The organism is Streptomyces sp. PA03-6a, from assembly GCF_033792765.1.
In the GTDB taxonomy this organism is placed as follows: domain Bacteria; phylum Actinomycetota; class Actinomycetes; order Streptomycetales; family Streptomycetaceae; genus Actinacidiphila.
Genome location: NZ_JARAVK010000127.1, coordinates 10,639 through 26,774 on the forward strand (window position 1 = coordinate 10,639; position 16,136 = coordinate 26,774).

Sequence of the window (16,136 nt, forward strand, 5' to 3'; positions counted from 1 at the left end):
ACAGCGCTGTGCCGGACCCCGTCCGGCGTCCCGGGCCGCGGCCGGTTTACGGCTCGAACTTGTAGCCCAGGCCGCGGACCGTCACCAGGTAGCGCGGCGCACCCCGGTCCGGCTCGAACCCGATCCCGCGTGCGCTCCTCGCACCGCCCGGCCCCAGGGGGCCTGACGGGCTTCGCAGCGCTGTGCCGGACCCCGTCCGGCGTCCCGGGCCGCGGCCGGTTTACGGCTCGAACTTGTAGCCCAGGCCGCGGACCGTCACCAGGTAGCGCGGCGCGCCCGGGTCCGGTTCGATCTTGGCGCGGAGGCGCTTGACGTGGACGTCGAGGGTCTTGGTGTCGCCGACGTAGTCGGCGCCCCAGACCCGGTCGATGAGCTGCATGCGGGTGAGGACGCGGCCCGCGTTGCGCAGCAGCATCTCCAGGAGGTCGAACTCCTTGAGCGGCAGGTCGACCTTGCCGCCGCCCACCGTCACGACGTGCCGGTCGACGTCCATGCGGACCGGGCCGGCCTCCAGCGCGGACGGCGAGATCTCCTCGGGCTCGCCGCGACGGCGCAGCACCGCCCGGATCCGGGCGACCAGCTCGCGGGAGGAGAAGGGCTTGGTGACGTAGTCGTCCGCTCCTATTTCGAGACCGACAACCTTGTCGATCTCGCTGTCCTTCGCGGTGACCATGATCACCGGGACGTTGGACTTCAGCCGCAGCTGGCGGCAGACCTCCGTGCCGGGCAGGCCCGGCAGCATCAGGTCGAGCAGGACCAGGTCGGCGCCGTTGCGCTCGAACTCGTCCAGCCCGTCGGGCCCGGTCGCGGCGATGGCGACCTCGAAGCCTTCCTTGCGGAGCATGTACGACAGGGCATCACTGAAGGACTCTTCGTCCTCGACGACGAGTACTCGGGTCACGGGAGGACCTCCGGGGCGGGGATGTGATCGGGGAACGTCTCGTAGAGGGCGGAAGAGGACCCGGAGCCGGGCCCGCCGTCCTCCACCGCCACGGCGGTGGAGCGGTCCCGGCCGTCCCGGGACGCCGCGGCTTCGGGCAGCCGCAGGGTGAAGGTGGAGCCCTGGCCTTCGGCACTCCACACCGTGACCTCCCCGCCGTGGGAGGCGGCCACGTGCTTGACGATGGACAGACCGAGTCCGGTGCCGCCCGTGGCGCGCGAGCGCGCCGGGTCGACCCGGTAGAACCGCTCGAAGACGCGGTCCCGGTCCTTTTCGGAGATGCCGATCCCCTGGTCGGTCACGGAGATCTCGATCAGGTCGCCACTGGGTGCGGCAACCCTGCGGCCCGCGATGCCCACACGGGTGCGGACCGGGCTGTAGTTGACCGCGTTCTCGACGAGGTTGCCGAGCGCGGCCGCGAGCTGGCCACGGTTGCCCCAGATGTACAGCTCGGGGGCGCCGCCGGTGGCCATGGTGATCTGCTTGGCGTTCGCCGGGTGGCGGCAGCGGTCGACCGCCTCGGCGACGAGGTCGTCGACGGCGACCGGCTCGGCGTCGTCGAGGGGGTTGTCGTCCTGGACCCGGGAGAGGTCGATGATCTCCTGGACCAGGCTGGTCAGCCGGGCGGCCTCGATCTGCATCCGGCCCGCGAAGCGCTCGACGGCCTCGGGGTCGTCGCTGGCGTCCATCACCGCTTCGGAGAGCAGGGACAGCGCGCCGACCGGGGTCTTGAGCTCATGGCTCACGTTGGCGACGAAGTCGCGCCGGACCGCCTCGATGCGCCGGGCGTCGGTCAGGTCCTCGACCAGGAGCAGCACCAGGCGCGAGCCCAGTGGTGCCACCCGGGCGGAGACCGCGAGGCCCTCGCCCCGGCCGGCGCCCCGGCGCGGCAGGTCCAGTTCCACCTGCCGTATCTCGCCGTCCCGCCGGGTCTCCCGGGCCATCTGCAGCATCTGGTCGACGGCGAGCCTTCCGCCACGAACCAGCCCGAGGGCGTACGCCGCCGAGCTTGCCTTGACCACCGTGTCGCCCTCGTCGAGGACGACGGCCGACGAGCGCAGCACGGACAGCACCGTGTCCACGCCCGGCGGTAGTACGGCTGCGGCGTCGGGCCGCAGGGATGTGCGCGTCGGGCGGGCCTGTTCCCGCTCGCTCCAGCGGAACGCGAGCACAGCGATCACACCGGTGCAGAGCCCGGCGATCGCACTGGCTGCGGCGACTGCCGCGTTCACGTCCATACCCCCAGGTTAGGGGGACGGAATGAGTGACCCACAGCGGTCGGAGCGTCTTCTCGAACGCGCGTTGCCAAGAGTTCACCGTGGTGTCAGCACCGGTTCATTCCCGATGCTCGAGCGGTACGCGTGTGCGCGCGAGGTTGGGGAGCGTGTCAGCGTGGGAGGACAATCCTCTTTTCGAACGGCTCAAGCGGCAACGGAAGGATCGCGATGCGCGACGCATATCACGAGGAACTCGACTCGATCGGTGACGGCCTGGTCGACATGGCCCGGCTGGTCGGCTCCGCGATCGGGCGGGCCACCACGGCGCTGCTCGACGCGGACCTCAAGCTCGCGGAGAGCGTGATCGCCGCCGACGAGAAGGTGGACGACCTGCAGCGCGAGCTGGAGAACCGGGCCATCACCCTGCTCGCCCGCCAGCAGCCCGTCGCGACCGACCTGCGGATCGTCGTCACCAGCCTGCGCATGAGCGCGGACCTGGAGCGCTCCGGCGACCTCGCCCGCCATGTGGCGAAGCTCGCACGGCTGCGGTTCCCCAACACCGCCGTCCCGAGCGACCTGCACGCCACGATCCTGGAGATGGGCCAGCTGGCGCAGCGCCTGATGGCCAAGGCCGCCGAGGTGATCATCAGCAAGGACGTCGACGACGCCCTGCAGCTGGAGGCGGACGACGACCGCATGGACGAGCTGCACCGCACGCTCTTCCAGCACCTGCTCGACGACCGCTGGAAGCACGGCATCGAGACGGCCGTGGACGTCACTCTCGTCGGCCGCTACTACGAGCGCTTCGCCGACCACGCGGTCTCGGTCGCCAAGCGCGTCGTCTACCTCGTCACGGGCGAGCACGCGGACGAGCTGTCCCCGCCTCCCACCCCGATGCCGGCGGACTAGCGGCCGACGGCCGTACGGCGCGGGACGACGCGGCGCGCGGGGCGGGTGCGCCCCCCGGGCGGAACGCTTCCGCGCGCCGTTGATGCGCCGGTGGGCTATGCCGTTCACTGGTGGCAGGCATGCAGGCAGCCGTCACCAACGGCATAGGAGGGTAACCATGCCCGAGTCCCCCACGTCGCCCACCGCCCGCGACCAGCCGTCCCCCGAGGGGACCCCGCAGTCCCCCGGCATCCGTGAGCTGCCGCTGCTCGGAGCATGCGGCTGCGGTTCGGGCTGCGGATGCGGCTGCCAGTCCGGAGCGCCCTGCCGCTGCGGCGGCAGCTGCTGACTCCACCGAGTCCACGCCACCCGCGTTCCTCACGCTCGGGGGCCCGTCCGGAGCGACCGGACGGGCCCCCGACGCCGTGTCCCCCGGGTCACCCGCCGTCGTACGCGCGCCGCAGCGCGGCGAGGTCCATCTTCTTCATGGACAGCATCGCCTCCGTGGCCCGCCTGGCCTTCTCCGGGTCGGCGTCCCCGACCATCTCCAGCAGCACCTCGGGGAACACCTGCCAGGACACCCCGTACCGGTCCTTCAGCCACCCGCAGGGGCCCTCCTCACCGCCGTCGGTGAGCTTCTCCCAGTAGTAGTCGACCTCGGCCTGGTCGGCGCAGCGGATCTGGAACGAGACCGCCTCGTTGAAGGTGAAGTGCGGACCGCCGTTCAGCGCCACGAACTTCTGCCCGTTGGCCGTGAACTCCACCGCCAGCACGGACCCCGCGGGGCCGGGCCCGGCCTCGGTGTAGCGGCCGATCGTGCCGATCGCGGAGTTCTTGAAGATCGAGACGTAGTGGTTCGCCGCCTCCTCGGCCTTCCCGTCGAACCACAGGCACGTGGTGAATCCGTCGGTGGTCATCGCTGCCTCCTCCTGACGCATGGGCGCGTACGTCCTAAGGACGGTCCCGGCGCCGGAAACTCATCGGCGTACGGCCATGTGCCGGCTCGCCGTCCCGGGGCCCCCGACGGGCGTGGCGGAGGCGTCCCCTAGCCTGTGCCGATCACCACGGTGTGCGGTGATCAGTTGGGAGGAGATCGTCATGGTTGCTGCCCCGGCACTGGCGGAGCTGCGCGAGGTCTGCCAGCCGCAGGCGAAGCTGCGGAGCCGCAACGGCGAGCACTGGGCGGGCCGCCTGTACATGCGGCGCGTTTCGCTCCGCATGACCCGGCAACTGGTGCGGACCCGGATCTCCCCCGACATGCTGACGTGGACGATGGTCGTGTGCGGTGTCGGCGCGGGCGCCGCCCTTCTCATCCCGGGGCTCACCGGGGCCGTGCTGGCCGCCGTGCTCTTCCAGCTCTTCCTGCTCTTCGACTGCGTGGACGGCGAGGTCGCCCGCTGGAAGGGGCAGAACAGCGCGACCGGCATCTACGTCGACCGTCTCGGCGCCTACCTGGCCGACGCGGCACTGCTGACCGGGGCCGGCTTCCGGGTGGCCCACGACGGGTCCGCGTACTGGGCCTCGGTCGGCCTCGCGACGGCCCTGGGTGTCGTGCTGCTGAAGGCGTCCACCGACCTCGTCGACGTCGCCCGTGCCCGCCGGGGCCTGTCCGTCGCCGACGACGAGGCGGCCCGGCCCCGTTCCGAGGGCGTCGCCACCGTCCGCCGGCTCGCCTCCGCCCTCAAGATCCACCGCCTCACCAACGGCATCGAGGCCTCCCTCGTCCTGCTCGCCGCGGCCGTCGCGGACACCCTGACCGGCAGTCCCGCCCCCACCGCTTGGACGCTCGCCGCGCTGGCGGTGATCACATGGCTGATGGTGGTGGCCCACCTGGCATCGATCCTGTCGTCCTCGCGGCTGCGCTGACGCCGGGTTCGGTCGGCCGGGCCCTGGTCATCAGCAGGTGGCCCCTGCGGAAGCGCTCGTCCGGTCCGGGCTCCCGGAGCATGCGGCCGGTTTCGGTGAAGCCGGCGGCCGCCGCCAGGGCGGCGAGGTCGTCGATCGGCCACCGGTAGGCCGTCGTCACCTTGTGGTCGAACGCCTCGAGAGGGCCGCCGCCGGATTCGAAGAAGCCCAGCAGGAGATGGCCGCCCGGGGCCAGGGCCCGGGCGAACTCGTCGAAGTACGGGGGCAGTTCGCCTGGCGGCGTGTGGATGACGGAGTACCAGGACACGATGCCGTCCAGCTCGCCGTCGGCGACGTCGTCCAGGGCGTCCATCGAGCCGACGTCGAAGCGCAGTTCCGGATGGGCCTCGCGGGCGAGGCCGATCATCACCGGCGACAGGTCGACGCCGAAGGCCTCCAGCCCCAGGTCCCGCAGGTGCGCGGTGAGGTACCCCGGGCCGCAGCCGAGGTCGGCGACGGTCCTCCCGCCGGCCGCCCGCACGCAGTCGGCGAAGGCCGCGATCAGCGCGCGGTCCAGCGGGAGCGAGCCGAGCGAGTCGCGGAACAGTTCCGCGTAGAGGACGGCGACGGCGTCGTACGCGCCGGCCGTCGTGACGGCGTGGGGGGAGGAGTCCCCAGGATCGGCGAACCAGGCTCCGATCGACTCCCACTGGAAGGCGTCCCGCCAGGCGGCCCCGCCCGCCGTCCAGCCCTGAAGGGCGGCGACGACCTTCTCCGCGGACACCGTTCGCGTCCGGTAGTGCTCGGCGGGGGCGCGGTCCCGGTACTCGAGCTGGTACGTGCCGTCGGGGCGGTGCCACACCTGGGCGTAACACTGCTCGTCCGCGGCGCACTCCATGACCAGGTGCCCGTCACGCGGGAGGTTCAGCACCGCCTTCTCCAGCTCGGCGCCGCGGGGGCTGCCGTCATCGGGGCGGTGACCGGGGTGCGCGAGGGGGTCGGTGTCCACGGGATCCTCTCCTTCCGGTTGGACGGGTGGCAGTCCACAGGCGTCGATCAGTTCGAAGAACAGGTCCTCCACGAACGGGTCCGCCCGTTTGGCGAGCACCTCGCGCAGCGAGTCACGGTCCGCGGTGAACCCGGCCTCGGCGGCCCAGCCGGCGATCTCCTCCGCGATCCCCGGCACCTCCGCGAGCATCCAGCGGACGTTCCGCTCCTTCCCGCTCTCCCCCGGGGGCGCGTCGTCCACGGCCGGCGGCGACCCGGCGATCTCGTAATCGGCGGCCATCTCCGGGTCGAGGAAGGCGGACCAGACCGCCCCGGAGGGCGTGCGGCCGCGTACGAAGCAGACGTCGCTGTCGAAGACGCTCGCGATCAGGACGGGCGAACCGGTCGCGGCCACCAGCCTCTCCAGCCATCGGTCGTCGTCGTTGTCCGGAAGCGACCGGCCGAACTGCAGCGTCTGCCAGCCCCCGGGGCGCGGCAGGCACACGTCCAGGTCGTCGGCGGACTCCTCGAACCCGCGCATCCGCTCCAACGGCGCGTCACTGCGCGCCAGTACGAAATCGCCGGTGTACCCCATGGCTCCCTCCCCGAAGGCTGCCGCCGATGCTAGCGACGGCCACCGACACCGCTCGGTGCGAACGCCCTACCCTGCTGCGGGGACAGCGACTTTCGGGGGGGGACCGTGACCGCACTGCCGGCGAGCGTGGACCGCGACATCCTCGATCACCGGATCATGTGCGCGGTGCGGACCATCCGGGAGACCCTGGGCTGCTCGATCCACGAGGCCATCGACCTGGTCGCCGTCCGGCACGAGGAACTGCGCCGGGAGCGCCCAGACGACTTCGGCTTCGGGCCCGAGGAGTTCGGCCGGGGCTTCCACTCCTGATACTCCTGAGCGGCGGTGCGCGTACCGAGGCCGGCTATTCGTCCAGCAGCGCCCGCAGCCGTGCCTTCCGCCGGTCGGCGGCCGCAGCGGAAGGGGGCGGGGCCGCACGCTTCCCCCCGTCCGAGGGCCCGGCCTGCCGGCCGCGCCGGGCCGCGTTCAGCAGGGCCCGGACTTCCGCCAGACCGGAGACCACGGCGACCGGTTGCCATGCATAGCCGTCCCATTGCGAGATGAGACGTGGGGCGTCCGGATCCACGTGAGCGCCCCGCGGCGGCCCCGAAGCAAGGGTGCCGGCACGGAGCCGGCCCTTCCTGCGTGCCTGCCGTTCCTCACGGCGCTCCACCCACTGCTCCAGGGGCTCGTCCTCCATGCGCACAGCATGTCCCGGCAGGCCCCGGGACACCACAGCCACGCGGAAACGAACCCCGGGCGTTCGGCCTCCCCTAACCGCGCGGAGCGGGAACCTGCTTCCAGCCCTCGACGGACCGGGTCACGAAGAACACCCGGTAGACGTCGCGCGTCCACACGCTCGCGCCGTCCCCGTACTCGTGAAGCTCCTCGAAGGCCTCTTCCTCGGAGTCGTAGCTGTACTTCCGCCCCTTCGCGTCCCGGATCATCCACTCTCTGCCGGGCAACCCGGCAAGCCCCATCGCCATGGTGACGTCCCTCCCTCGATGCGACCAAGATCGTAACCACCTCTCGTCGGCCCCGGATAAGCAACAAGCCCCCTCCCCGCGGAGAAACCGCAGGCAGGGGGCTTGATCGCGTCGGGTTACTTCTTCTTGCCCTGGTTCTTCACGGCCTCGATCGCCGCCGCGGCCGCCTCGGGGTCGAGGTAGCGGCCGCCCGGGGTGACGGGGCGGAAGTCGGCGTCGAGCTCGTAGGCGAGCGGGATGCCGGTGGGGATGTTCAGGCCCGCGATGTCGGCGTCGGAGATGCCGTCGAGGTGCTTGACGAGGGCGCGCAGGCTGTTGCCGTGGGCGGCGACCAGGACGGTGCGGCCGGTGAGGAGGTCGGGGACGATGCCGTCGTACCAGTACGGCAGCATGCGGTCGACGACGTCCTTCAGGCACTCGGTGCGCGGGCGCAGCTCCGGCGGGATGGAGGCGTAACGCAGGTCGTCGCTCTGGGAGAACTCGCTGCCGTCCTCGATCGGCGGCGGCGGGGTGTCGTAGGAACGGCGCCAGAGCATGAACTGCTCCTCGCCGAACTCGGCGAGGGTCTGCGCCTTGTCCTTGCCCTGGAGGGCGCCGTAGTGGCGCTCGTTGAGGCGCCAGCTGCGGTGGACGGGGATCCAGTGCCGGTCGGCGGCCTCGAGGGCCAGCTGCGCGGTGCGGATCGCGCGCTTCTGGAGGGAGGTGTGGACGACGTCGGGGAGGAGTCCGGCGTCCTTCAGCAGCTCGCCGCCCCGGACCGCCTCCTTCTCGCCCTTTTCGTTCAGGTTGACGTCAACCCAGCCAGTGAAGAGGTTCTTAGCGTTCCACTCGCTCTCGCCGTGGCGGAGGAGGATCAGCTTGTACGGAGCTTCAGCCATGGCAAGGAGTCTAAGAGAAAACCCCTTGGTGCCCTCCGGAGGGCCGATGTAAGCTGCGCTGGCCACTCTGGCCCATTACGCCTACGACGCCCCGACGCCGCGAGGAGCAGCCGCCGTGCCCGATGTCAGACGTGCCGTACGGGAGACCGTCTCGGGACTCCCCCGGACCTTCTGGTGGCTGTGGACCAGCACACTGGTCAACCGGCTCGGCGGCTTCGTCGTCACCTTCCTCGCGCTCTACCTCACCCTCGACCGGGGCTACTCCGCCACCTACGCCGGTCTCGTCGCGTCCCTGTACGGCCTCGGCGGCGCCGTCGGCGCGGTCGTCGGCGGGGTGCTGACCGACCGGCTGGGGCGGCGCTCGACGATGCTGCTGGCGCAGGTCGCGGCCGCGGCCGGTACGGCGACGCTGGCCTTCGTGGACGGGCAGGCGGAGATCGCCGGGGTGGCCACCGTGATCGGCGTGGCGAGCAGCGCCTCGCGGCCCGCGGTGCAGGCGATGATGGCGGACGTGGTGCCCGCCACGGACCGGGTGCGGGCGTTCTCGCTCAACTACTGGGCGATCAACATCGGCTTCGCCGTCTCCTCGGCGGCGGCCGGCCTCATCGCCTCGCAGGGCTACCTCTGGCTCTTCCTCGGCGACGCGTTCATGACGGTGCTCTGCGCGGTGGTGATCTACGCCAAGGTGCCGGAGTCCATGCCGGGCCGGGAGCCCGCGACCCCGGGGCGGTCCTCCGGGGTGGCCGGAGCGGCCGGGGGCGGGGAGTCGCGGGTCGGCCTCGGGGTGGTCCTGCGCGACCAGCGCTTCATGTGGTTCGTCGCGCTGACGTTCCTGCTGGGCACGGTCACCCAGCAGGGTTCGACGACCCTCTCGGTCGACATGGGCCGCCAGGGCTTCTCCGCGAGCCAGTACGGCCTGATCATCGGGCTCAACGGCCTGCTGATCGTGCTCCTGCAGATCCCGCTCACCCGGCTCGTCGAACGGCGGAGCGTGGCTGCGCTGCTCACCGCCGGCACGCTGCTGATGGGCTGGGGCTTCGGGCTCACCGCCTTCGCCGGTTCGGTCCCCTTCTACGCGCTGACGGTGGCGGTGTGGACGATCGGCGAGATCCTGCACGCGCCGGCCTCGATGTCGCTGGTCGCCGACCTGGCGCCGGCCCACGCCCGGGGGCGCTACCAGGGCATGTACTCGCTCGCCTGGCCCGCGGCGTCCTTCGCCGGGCCCCTGCTGGGCGGCGTGGCGCTGGACCGGTGGGGCGGCGGCGTGGTGTGGGGCGCCTGCGCCGTGGTCGGCACGGTCGCCGGCGCCGGCTACTGGCTGCTGCTGCGGGAGCGCGGGGCGCAGGCCGAGCCGGTGGAGGCGGTGCCGCCGGCCCCGGTACGGATACCGGAGCCGGAGCCGACGGCGGACTGCTAGCGCAGGAGGCGCAGGGCGCGCTGCACCTCGCGCAGCGCGCCCCGTACAGCGGTCCCGCCGGCGCGTCGCCGACGCAGGAGCCGTCGTCGAAGACCCTGGTGACGCTCAGGCGGCGGGGACGCTACTCGGCACGCTTGCCGGCCTTGCCAATCAGATGTGCGAACGCGTCCAGGTTGCGCGTGGACTCGCCGCGCGCGGTCCGCCATGCGTGCTCCTTGCGGATCGCGTCGGCGAAGCCCAGTTCCAGCAGCGTGTTGAAGCTGCCGTCCGCGTTCTCGAGGACGGCGCCCAGCAGCCGGTCGACCTCCTCGGGCGTCACCGCGACCAGCGGCAGCCGGCCGGAGAGGTAGACGTCGCCGAGCGCGTCGATGGCGTAGGCCACGCCGTACAGCCGGGTGTTGCGCTCCAGGAGCCAGCGGTAGAACGCCTCGTGGTTCTCGTCGGGGCGGCGAACGACGAAGGCGTTGACCGTCAGGGTGTGCCGTCCCACGGCCAGGGCGACGGTGGTGGACAGCTTGCGCGTGCCGGGGAGCTTGACGACGTACTCGCCCCCGGCGCCGGTCTCCCAGCCGAGTTCCGCGTCCTCCAGTGCCCGCTCGACCGCCCCGCGCGCCGCCGTCTGCTCCCGCTCACCCATGCGGCGATCGTAGGCGACGCCGCCGCTCGGCCATCGCACCCGCGTACACCTCGGCGGTCCTGGTGGCCGCCGCGTCCCAGCCGAAGCACCCCGCGTGCCGGGCGGCGGCCCCGCCCATGGCGGGCACCAGCTCCGGGTGCTCGACAAAGCGGCGCAGGGCGCGTGCGTAGTCGGCCGGGTCGTGGCCCGCGACGAGGAAGCCGGTCTCGCCGTCCTTCACGGCCACCGGCAGCCCGCCGACCGAGGCCGCCACCACCGGCGTGCCGCAGGCCTGCGCCTCGATGGCGACCAGCCCGAACGACTCGCTGTACGAGGGCATGACCAGCACCGACGCGGCCCGGTACCAGTCCGCGAGCCGGTCCTGGGCGACCGGCGGCTGGAAGCGCACGAGGTCGGAGATGCCGAGCCGGGCGGCGAGCTTCTGCAGGCGCTCGGGCTTGGCCAGGCCGCTGCCGCTCGGCCCGCCGACGACGGGGACGACGAGGCGGTCGCGCAGCGACGGGTCCTCCGCCAGCAGGATCGCCGCGGCGCGCAGCAGGATGTCCGGCGCCTTGAGGGGCTGTATCCGGCCGGCGAAGAGCGGGATCACCGCGTCCTGCGGCAGGCCGAGGCGCGCGCGGGCCCCGGCGCGGCCGCCGTGGGCGTCCGGCCGGAAGCGGTCCAGGTTCACCCCGGGGTGGACGACGGCGACCTTGCCGGGGTCGGCCTCGTAGTGCCGGATCAGTTCGTCCGACTCCTCGGCGGTGTTGGCGATCAGCCGGTCGGCGGCGTTGACGATCTGCGTCTCGCCGATGACCCGGGCCGCGGGCTCGGGGGTGTCGCCCTCGGCGAGCGCCGCGTTCTTGACCTTGGCCATGGTGTGCATGGCGTGGACGAGCGGGACGCCCCAGCGCTCGGCGGCGAGCCAGCCGACGTGGCCGGAGAGCCAGTAATGCGAGTGCACCAGGTCGTAGTGGCCCTGCCGGTGGCTGGCCTCGGCGTGCATCACGCCGTGAGTGAAGGCGCACAGCTGCGCGGGAAGGTCCTCCTTGGCCAGGCCTTCGTACGGGCCGGCGTCCACGTGCCGCACCAGGACCCCGGGGGCCAGCTCGACCGTGGGCGGCAGGGCCGCCGTGGTGGCGCGGGTGAAGATCTCGACCTCCACGCCGGGGCCCTCCGCGAGCCGCTTGGCCAGCTCGACGATGTAGACGTTCATACCGCCCGCGTCCCCGGTGCCGGGCTGGTGGAGGGGCGAGGTGTGCACGCTGAGCATGGCCACGCGCCGCGGACGGCGTCCACCGACGCCATGGCGGCGCAACCGGCGGTGGGCACCACCGGCCAGGACCTTCGCCACGTACTGGCTCACGTCGCCTCCTCCACTTCTCCGGCGGGCGGCCGAGCGGAGGCCACCCCTGAACGGTGACAACCAGCGGAAGGCCTAGATCCATTTCCGCTTTGCCAAAGCGTGACCGTCGACACGGCCCGGATCCGGCGCCCGCGGGCTCGCATAGGCTCGGCGCATGCGCGCGACACGGCCGGTCGGAGAGGTGACCCGGGGGACGACCAACCCCAACCGGCTGCGCCGCATGGACCGCTGGATCGCGGCGCAGCACGGACCCGCGCTGCGCCGCAGCGACGATCCGCTCGCCGTGGACCTGGGCTACGGCGCCGCTCCCTGGACGGCCCTGGAGCTGCTGGGAAGGCTGCGCACCGCGCGCCCCGACGCCGAGGTCGTCGGCATCGAGATCGACCCGGCCCGGGTGGCCGCCGCCCGGCCGTACGCCCGTGAGGGGCTCTCCTTCGCGCACGGCGGATTCGAGGTGCCCCTCCCGGACGGCCGCAGACCGGCCCTGATCCGGGCGGCGAACGTGCTGCGCCAGTACGACGAGGAGCGCGTCGCCGAGGTGTGGACCCGCCTGCGGTCCCGGCTCGCGCCGGACGGGCTGCTGGTGGAGGGCACCTGCGACGAGATCGGCCGCCGCCACGTGTGGGTGGCGCTCGGCCCCGAGGGCCCGCGCACGGTGACCTTCGCCACCCGGCTCGGCTCGCTGGAGCGTCCCTCCGACCTGGCGGAGCGGCTGCCCAAGGCGCTGATCCACCGCAATGTGCCGGGCGAGCCCGTGCACGCGTTCCTCACCGACTTCGACCGCGCGTGGGCCGCCGCCGCGCCCTTCGCCTCCCTGGGCGCACGGCAGCGCTGGATCCGCACGGTGCGCAGCCTGGCGGGCCCGGGCGGCTGGCCCGTCACCGACACCCCGTCCCGCTGGCGCCAGGGCGAGGTGACCGTCCGCTGGGAGGCCCTGGCCCCGGCATCGGACTGATCCCCGCGACCGCGGTCGCCACGCCGCCCGGACGATGCGCGGGACCCGTCTCGGATCCGTACCCGGCGACGCAGGCGCCCCGCCGCACCGGGCCGATCCCGCCCGCCGACGGCAGCCGCCGGCAGTCGTCGGCAGTCGTCGGCAGTCGTCTACGGCCACCGAACACCTCGCGGGCCGGGCCGACATGGCGCCGGAGGGCGATGCACCGGCCCACGGCTCTGGCCGATTGGCGTCTTCCGTGGCACCATCCACAGTCATGTGACGAACCGTCAGATACGTTGCGGAGGTGCCCGCATGAGGCGTACGGCCTGCCTGGCCTGTGCCGCGCTGCTGCTCCTCGCCGCCCCCGTGCCGGTCGCGCACGCCGATCCGCCCCGCCCGGCCCGTACGCTCCAGGACGTACGGGCCGAGGTCGGCACCCTCTACCGGCAGGCCGAACGCGCCACGGACACCTACAACGCCGCACATGAACGGGTCCTCGCCCAGCAGAAGGAGATCGTCGCGCTCGCCCGCGTCATCGACCGGGAGCAGATCCGGCTGCGCACGCTGACCGCCGAGGCGGGCGCGCTCGCCCGCGCCCAGTACCGCGGCGGCGGCATCGGCCCCGGGCTCGACCTGCTGCTCAGCGACGACCCGGACGCCTTCCTGGACGGGCTCACCCTCGCCGACCGGGGCGCCCAGGCCGCCGGCACCACGATCGAGCAGCTGCGCACCACCACGGCGGAGCTGGGCGCCTACGGCCGCTCCGCCACCGTCGCCTGGGAGCGCCTCGTGGCCGACCAGAAGGAGGCGGCCGACGCCGAGCGGGAGGTCACCGCACGTCTGACCCGGGCGAAACGCCTGCTCGCCGGCCTGGAGGCCCGGGAGCGGGCACAGCTGGAACGGCTGGAGGACGAGGCCGCCTACCGCTCCCAGGTCGCCTGGCTGCGCACCGACGCCGCCACCCACCTGCGCCGCAACGCCGCCGGCGCCACACGGCAGGGCGCCGCGGCGGTCGCCTTCGCCGCGGCACAGATCGGCAAGCCCTACGAATGGGGGGCGGACGGCCCGGCCGCATACGACTGCTCCGCGCTGACCCGGGCCGCCTGGCGCGCCGCGGGGGTCGGCATCCCGCGCACCTCGCAGGAGCAGTGGCGGCTCCTGCCGCACGTCCCCGTGGCGGCGATGCGCCCGGGCGACCTGGTCGTCTACTTCGACGACGCCGGCCACGTCGGCATCTACGTGGGCGACGGCGCCATCGTCCACGCGCCGCGCCCCGGGCGGCGGATCACGATGGCGGGGGCCGGGTCGATGCCCGTCCTCGGCGTCGTGCGCCCCGGATGACCGCACGCGGCCGTGGCGGGCGGCCGCGTGGGCTGCCGCCGCGCTGTGACCTGCGTCCTGTGACCCCGGCCGCGTGACCCGTACCACCCCGTCTCCGAGCAAACGTGACGTTGGTCATGCCCGCTTCGTCCCTCCGCGGCCGAAATCCGCAGCTCAGAACCGCATATGACACGGGCGGTTTACCAACAGGGCCTCCCCCGCCGCCGGGCGCTACCGCTATGGTCGCCCTTCAGTGTTCTCGGAGCTGAGCAACCGATCCGACCGATCCGACCGCTCCGGGACGTTGCCCTCGGGGGGAGGGAAGGAATTGTCCGATGTCGCCGATGTCCGCGACCGAGCGGCGCACCGACCAGTACGCCGCCGTGCCGGGGCCGCGCCAGGAAACCACCCTGGCCGACGGCCGGACCTCCCCTGCCCTGACCCTGCTCGTCATCGGTGAGGACCCGGTCGGCGCCTTCACCGTCCCGGACCTGCTGGACGTCTCCGGCACACGGGTCCGCATCCGCCGCGCCCGCAACCTGACCGAGGCCGAGCGGCTGCTCAGGGACGACGTCAACTGCATCCTGCTGGAGCTGTCCGCCCCCGCCGCCGAGGGCGTCTCCGACGGGCTGGACAGCCTGCGGCAGCTGCTGCGCCTCGCCCCGCGCACCGCCGTGCTGGTGCTGACCGCCGGCACGGACACCGACGCCGAGCGCGCCGCCGAGGCCGTCCGCGTCGGCGCCCAGGACCATCTGACCCCGGCCGACCTGGACCCGTCCCACCTGACCCGGGCCATCCGCTACGCCGTGGAGCGCAAGCGCGCCGACGTCGCACAGCGCCAGCTGACCGAGACCCGGCTGCTCGCCCAGGAGAACTCGCGGCTGGAACGCGGGCTGCTCCCCACGCCGCTGCTCCACGACGCCGACCTGCGCTTCGCCGCCCGCTACCGGCCCGGCCGCAGCCGGGCCCTGCTCGGCGGCGACTTCTACGACACCGTCCGCACCCCGGACGGCACCGTGCACGCGATGATCGGCGACGTCTGCGGCCACGGCCCGGACGAGGCCGCCCTCGGCGTCGAGCTGCGCATCGCCTGGCGCGCGCTGACCCTGGCCGGACTGTGCGGGGCCGCCCTGCTGGGCACCCTGCAGGAGGTCCTGGAGCACGAGCGGTCCGACGACGAGATCTTCGCGACCCTCTGCCAGGTCGACATCAGCCCGGACGGCCGCGCCGCCGACCTCTGGCTGGCCGGTCACCCGGCGCCGCTGGTGTCGCTGTCCGGGATGGCACCGCAGCTGCTGCCGTACGAGCACGGCGGCCCGGCGCTCGGGCTGCTGCCCCAGAGGGACTGCTGGGAGGGCGCGCGCTTCGAGCTGGGCGAGGCGTGGAGCCTGATGCTCTACACCGACGGGCTCATCGAGGGCCGGATCGGCCTGGGCGCGCAGCGGCTGGGCCAGGACGGCATGGTCGAGCTGGTCGGGCGGCAGCTGTCCGCCGGACTCGCCGGCGAGGAGCTGCTGGACGCGGCCATGACGGAGGTACGGGAGCTCAACGGCGGGGAGCTGACGGACGACGTCGCCCTCATGCTCCTGGAGTCGGGCGCCTGATCCGTGGGCCCGGCCGGTCCGCCGGCCGGGGGGAACTCCGCCTCAGCGGTTGAAGGGGCCGTACGGGCCGTCGCTGCTGCTGCCGCCGCCGCGCCGCCGCGGACCGGACACCTGCTTGAGGGCGGGACGCACGTCCACCGTGTAGACGATCACCGCGATCAGGCCGATGACCGGCAGGAACGACATGATCGGCAGGATCGCGATCAGCGCCGCCGCCACGGCGAGGATGATCAGCCAGAAGGCCTTGGTCTTCTTGTCCGCCGCCCGGTAGGCGTCCTCACGCCGGATGGCCGCGTCGACCAGCGCGAACAGCGCGAAGACCAGCAGGGCGATGGAGATCCAGCCCAGCAAGTTGTAGAAGCCCTGCACCAGCATTGCCGTCCACCTCCGTCATCGGCTCCCACCGTACCGGCACAACGAGCCGGGCACGCCACGCGTGCCCGGCCCGTGATGTTCCGGCCTCTCAGGAAGCGGGCTTGCCCGGCGTCGCGGGCTTCTTGGCCGTGGGGGCCTTCTTGACCGGGGCCTTCTTCGCCTGGCCGTCCTGCACCGGGGCGGGGG

The 16,136-nt window shown here is 73.0% G+C and carries 18 protein-coding genes; 8 read left to right on the forward strand and 10 right to left on the reverse strand.

The window, feature by feature from the left end; genetic code table 11:
* Nucleotides 1-220: 220 nt before the first annotated feature.
* Entirely contained in the window at nt 221-901 is a 681-nt protein-coding gene (gene phoP / locus PV350_RS27190) for a two-component system response regulator PhoP (RefSeq protein ID WP_475986601.1), read from the reverse strand.
* Complete coding sequence (gene phoR / locus PV350_RS27195; protein WP_499513184.1) at nt 898-2,178, reverse strand: sensor histidine kinase; 1,281 nt, start codon at nt 2,176-2,178, stop codon at nt 898-900. Before phoR ends, phoP begins: the two co-directional genes overlap by 4 nt.
* Before the next feature lie 207 nt (nt 2,179-2,385).
* On the opposite strand from phoR, the gene phoU reads away from it, so the two are divergent.
* Together phoU and PV350_RS27205 are read left to right on the forward strand one after the other, a co-directional pair.
* Nucleotides 2,386-3,066, forward strand: a complete 681-nt coding sequence (gene phoU, locus PV350_RS27200) for a phosphate signaling complex PhoU family protein (protein ID WP_499513183.1) — start codon at nt 2,386-2,388, stop codon at nt 3,064-3,066.
* Nucleotides 3,067-3,223: 157 nt separating this feature from the next.
* Nucleotides 3,224-3,394, forward strand: a complete 171-nt coding sequence (locus PV350_RS27205) for a hypothetical protein (RefSeq protein WP_158689751.1) — start codon at nt 3,224-3,226, stop codon at nt 3,392-3,394.
* A gap of 88 nt (nt 3,395-3,482) precedes the next feature.
* Here the strand turns inward: PV350_RS27205 and PV350_RS27210 are convergent, their stop codons facing one another.
* Nucleotides 3,483-3,962, reverse strand: coding sequence for a VOC family protein (locus PV350_RS27210; protein ID WP_499513182.1), 480 nt, complete (start codon nt 3,960-3,962; stop codon nt 3,483-3,485).
* 181 nt (nt 3,963-4,143) lie between these two features.
* Between PV350_RS27210 and PV350_RS27215 the strand changes: the two genes are divergently transcribed.
* Complete coding sequence (locus PV350_RS27215; protein WP_500336597.1) at nt 4,144-4,911, forward strand: CDP-alcohol phosphatidyltransferase family protein; 768 nt, start codon at nt 4,144-4,146, stop codon at nt 4,909-4,911.
* Here the strand turns inward: PV350_RS27215 and PV350_RS27220 are convergent.
* Nucleotides 4,850-5,590, reverse strand: coding sequence for a class I SAM-dependent methyltransferase (locus tag PV350_RS27220; protein ID WP_500336611.1), 741 nt, complete (start codon nt 5,588-5,590; stop codon nt 4,850-4,852). The two genes, PV350_RS27215 and PV350_RS27220, sit on opposite strands and share 62 nt — an antisense overlap.
* Before the next feature lie 987 nt (nt 5,591-6,577).
* Between PV350_RS27220 and PV350_RS27225 the strand changes: the two genes are divergently transcribed.
* Nucleotides 6,578-6,781, forward strand: coding sequence for a hypothetical protein (locus tag PV350_RS27225; protein WP_500336598.1), 204 nt, complete (start codon nt 6,578-6,580; stop codon nt 6,779-6,781).
* 34 nt (nt 6,782-6,815) lie between these two features.
* Here PV350_RS27225 and PV350_RS27230 read toward each other — a convergent pair whose 3' ends face one another.
* From PV350_RS27230 to PV350_RS27240, 3 genes are all read right to left on the reverse strand, one after another.
* Nucleotides 6,816-7,151 carry a DUF6087 family protein gene (locus PV350_RS27230; RefSeq protein ID WP_500336599.1) on the reverse strand — a complete coding sequence of 112 codons (336 nt, stop codon included), beginning with the start codon at nt 7,149-7,151 and terminating at the stop codon, nt 6,816-6,818.
* Between the two features lie 73 nt (nt 7,152-7,224).
* Nucleotides 7,225-7,437: a hypothetical protein gene (locus PV350_RS27235; protein WP_500336601.1), complete on the reverse strand. Its 213-nt coding sequence runs from the start codon at nt 7,435-7,437 to the stop codon at nt 7,225-7,227.
* A 116-nt stretch (nt 7,438-7,553) separates the two neighbouring features.
* The gene (locus PV350_RS27240; RefSeq protein WP_500336602.1) at nt 7,554-8,315 is read right to left on the reverse strand and encodes a phosphoglyceromutase; all 762 of its coding nucleotides are present in this window, start codon (nt 8,313-8,315) and stop codon (nt 7,554-7,556) included.
* 115 nt (nt 8,316-8,430) lie between these two features.
* Between PV350_RS27240 and PV350_RS27245 the strand changes: the two genes are divergently transcribed.
* Nucleotides 8,431-9,732, forward strand: a complete 1,302-nt coding sequence (locus PV350_RS27245) for an MDR family MFS transporter (protein ID WP_500336604.1) — start codon at nt 8,431-8,433, stop codon at nt 9,730-9,732.
* A gap of 121 nt (nt 9,733-9,853) precedes the next feature.
* Here PV350_RS27245 and PV350_RS27250 read toward each other — a convergent pair whose 3' ends face one another.
* Nucleotides 9,854-10,369 carry a YbjN domain-containing protein gene (locus tag PV350_RS27250; RefSeq protein ID WP_499513166.1) on the reverse strand — a complete coding sequence of 172 codons (516 nt, stop codon included), beginning with the start codon at nt 10,367-10,369 and terminating at the stop codon, nt 9,854-9,856.
* Entirely contained in the window at nt 10,362-11,714 is a 1,353-nt protein-coding gene (mshA, locus tag PV350_RS27255) for a D-inositol-3-phosphate glycosyltransferase (RefSeq protein WP_499513165.1), read from the reverse strand. Before mshA ends, PV350_RS27250 begins: the two co-directional genes overlap by 8 nt.
* Before the next feature lie 154 nt (nt 11,715-11,868).
* Between mshA and PV350_RS27260 the strand changes: the two genes are divergently transcribed.
* The 3 genes from PV350_RS27260 to PV350_RS27270 all read left to right on the forward strand — a co-directional run bounded on the left by PV350_RS27260 (nt 11,869) and on the right by PV350_RS27270 (nt 15,575).
* Nucleotides 11,869-12,669: a class I SAM-dependent methyltransferase gene (locus tag PV350_RS27260; RefSeq protein WP_500336607.1), complete on the forward strand. Its 801-nt coding sequence runs from the start codon at nt 11,869-11,871 to the stop codon at nt 12,667-12,669.
* Nucleotides 12,670-12,963: 294 nt separating this feature from the next.
* Nucleotides 12,964-13,992 carry a C40 family peptidase gene (locus PV350_RS27265; RefSeq protein ID WP_499513163.1) on the forward strand — a complete coding sequence of 343 codons (1,029 nt, stop codon included), beginning with the start codon at nt 12,964-12,966 and terminating at the stop codon, nt 13,990-13,992.
* 314 nt (nt 13,993-14,306) lie between these two features.
* The gene (locus PV350_RS27270) at nt 14,307-15,575 is read left to right on the forward strand and encodes a PP2C family protein-serine/threonine phosphatase (RefSeq protein WP_499513162.1); all 1,269 of its coding nucleotides are present in this window, start codon (nt 14,307-14,309) and stop codon (nt 15,573-15,575) included.
* Nucleotides 15,576-15,617: 42 nt separating this feature from the next.
* On the opposite strand, the gene PV350_RS27275 is transcribed toward PV350_RS27270, so the two are convergent.
* Nucleotides 15,618-15,950: a DUF2516 family protein gene (locus PV350_RS27275; protein WP_499513161.1), complete on the reverse strand. Its 333-nt coding sequence runs from the start codon at nt 15,948-15,950 to the stop codon at nt 15,618-15,620.
* Between the last annotated feature and the right edge of the window lie 186 nt (nt 15,951-16,136).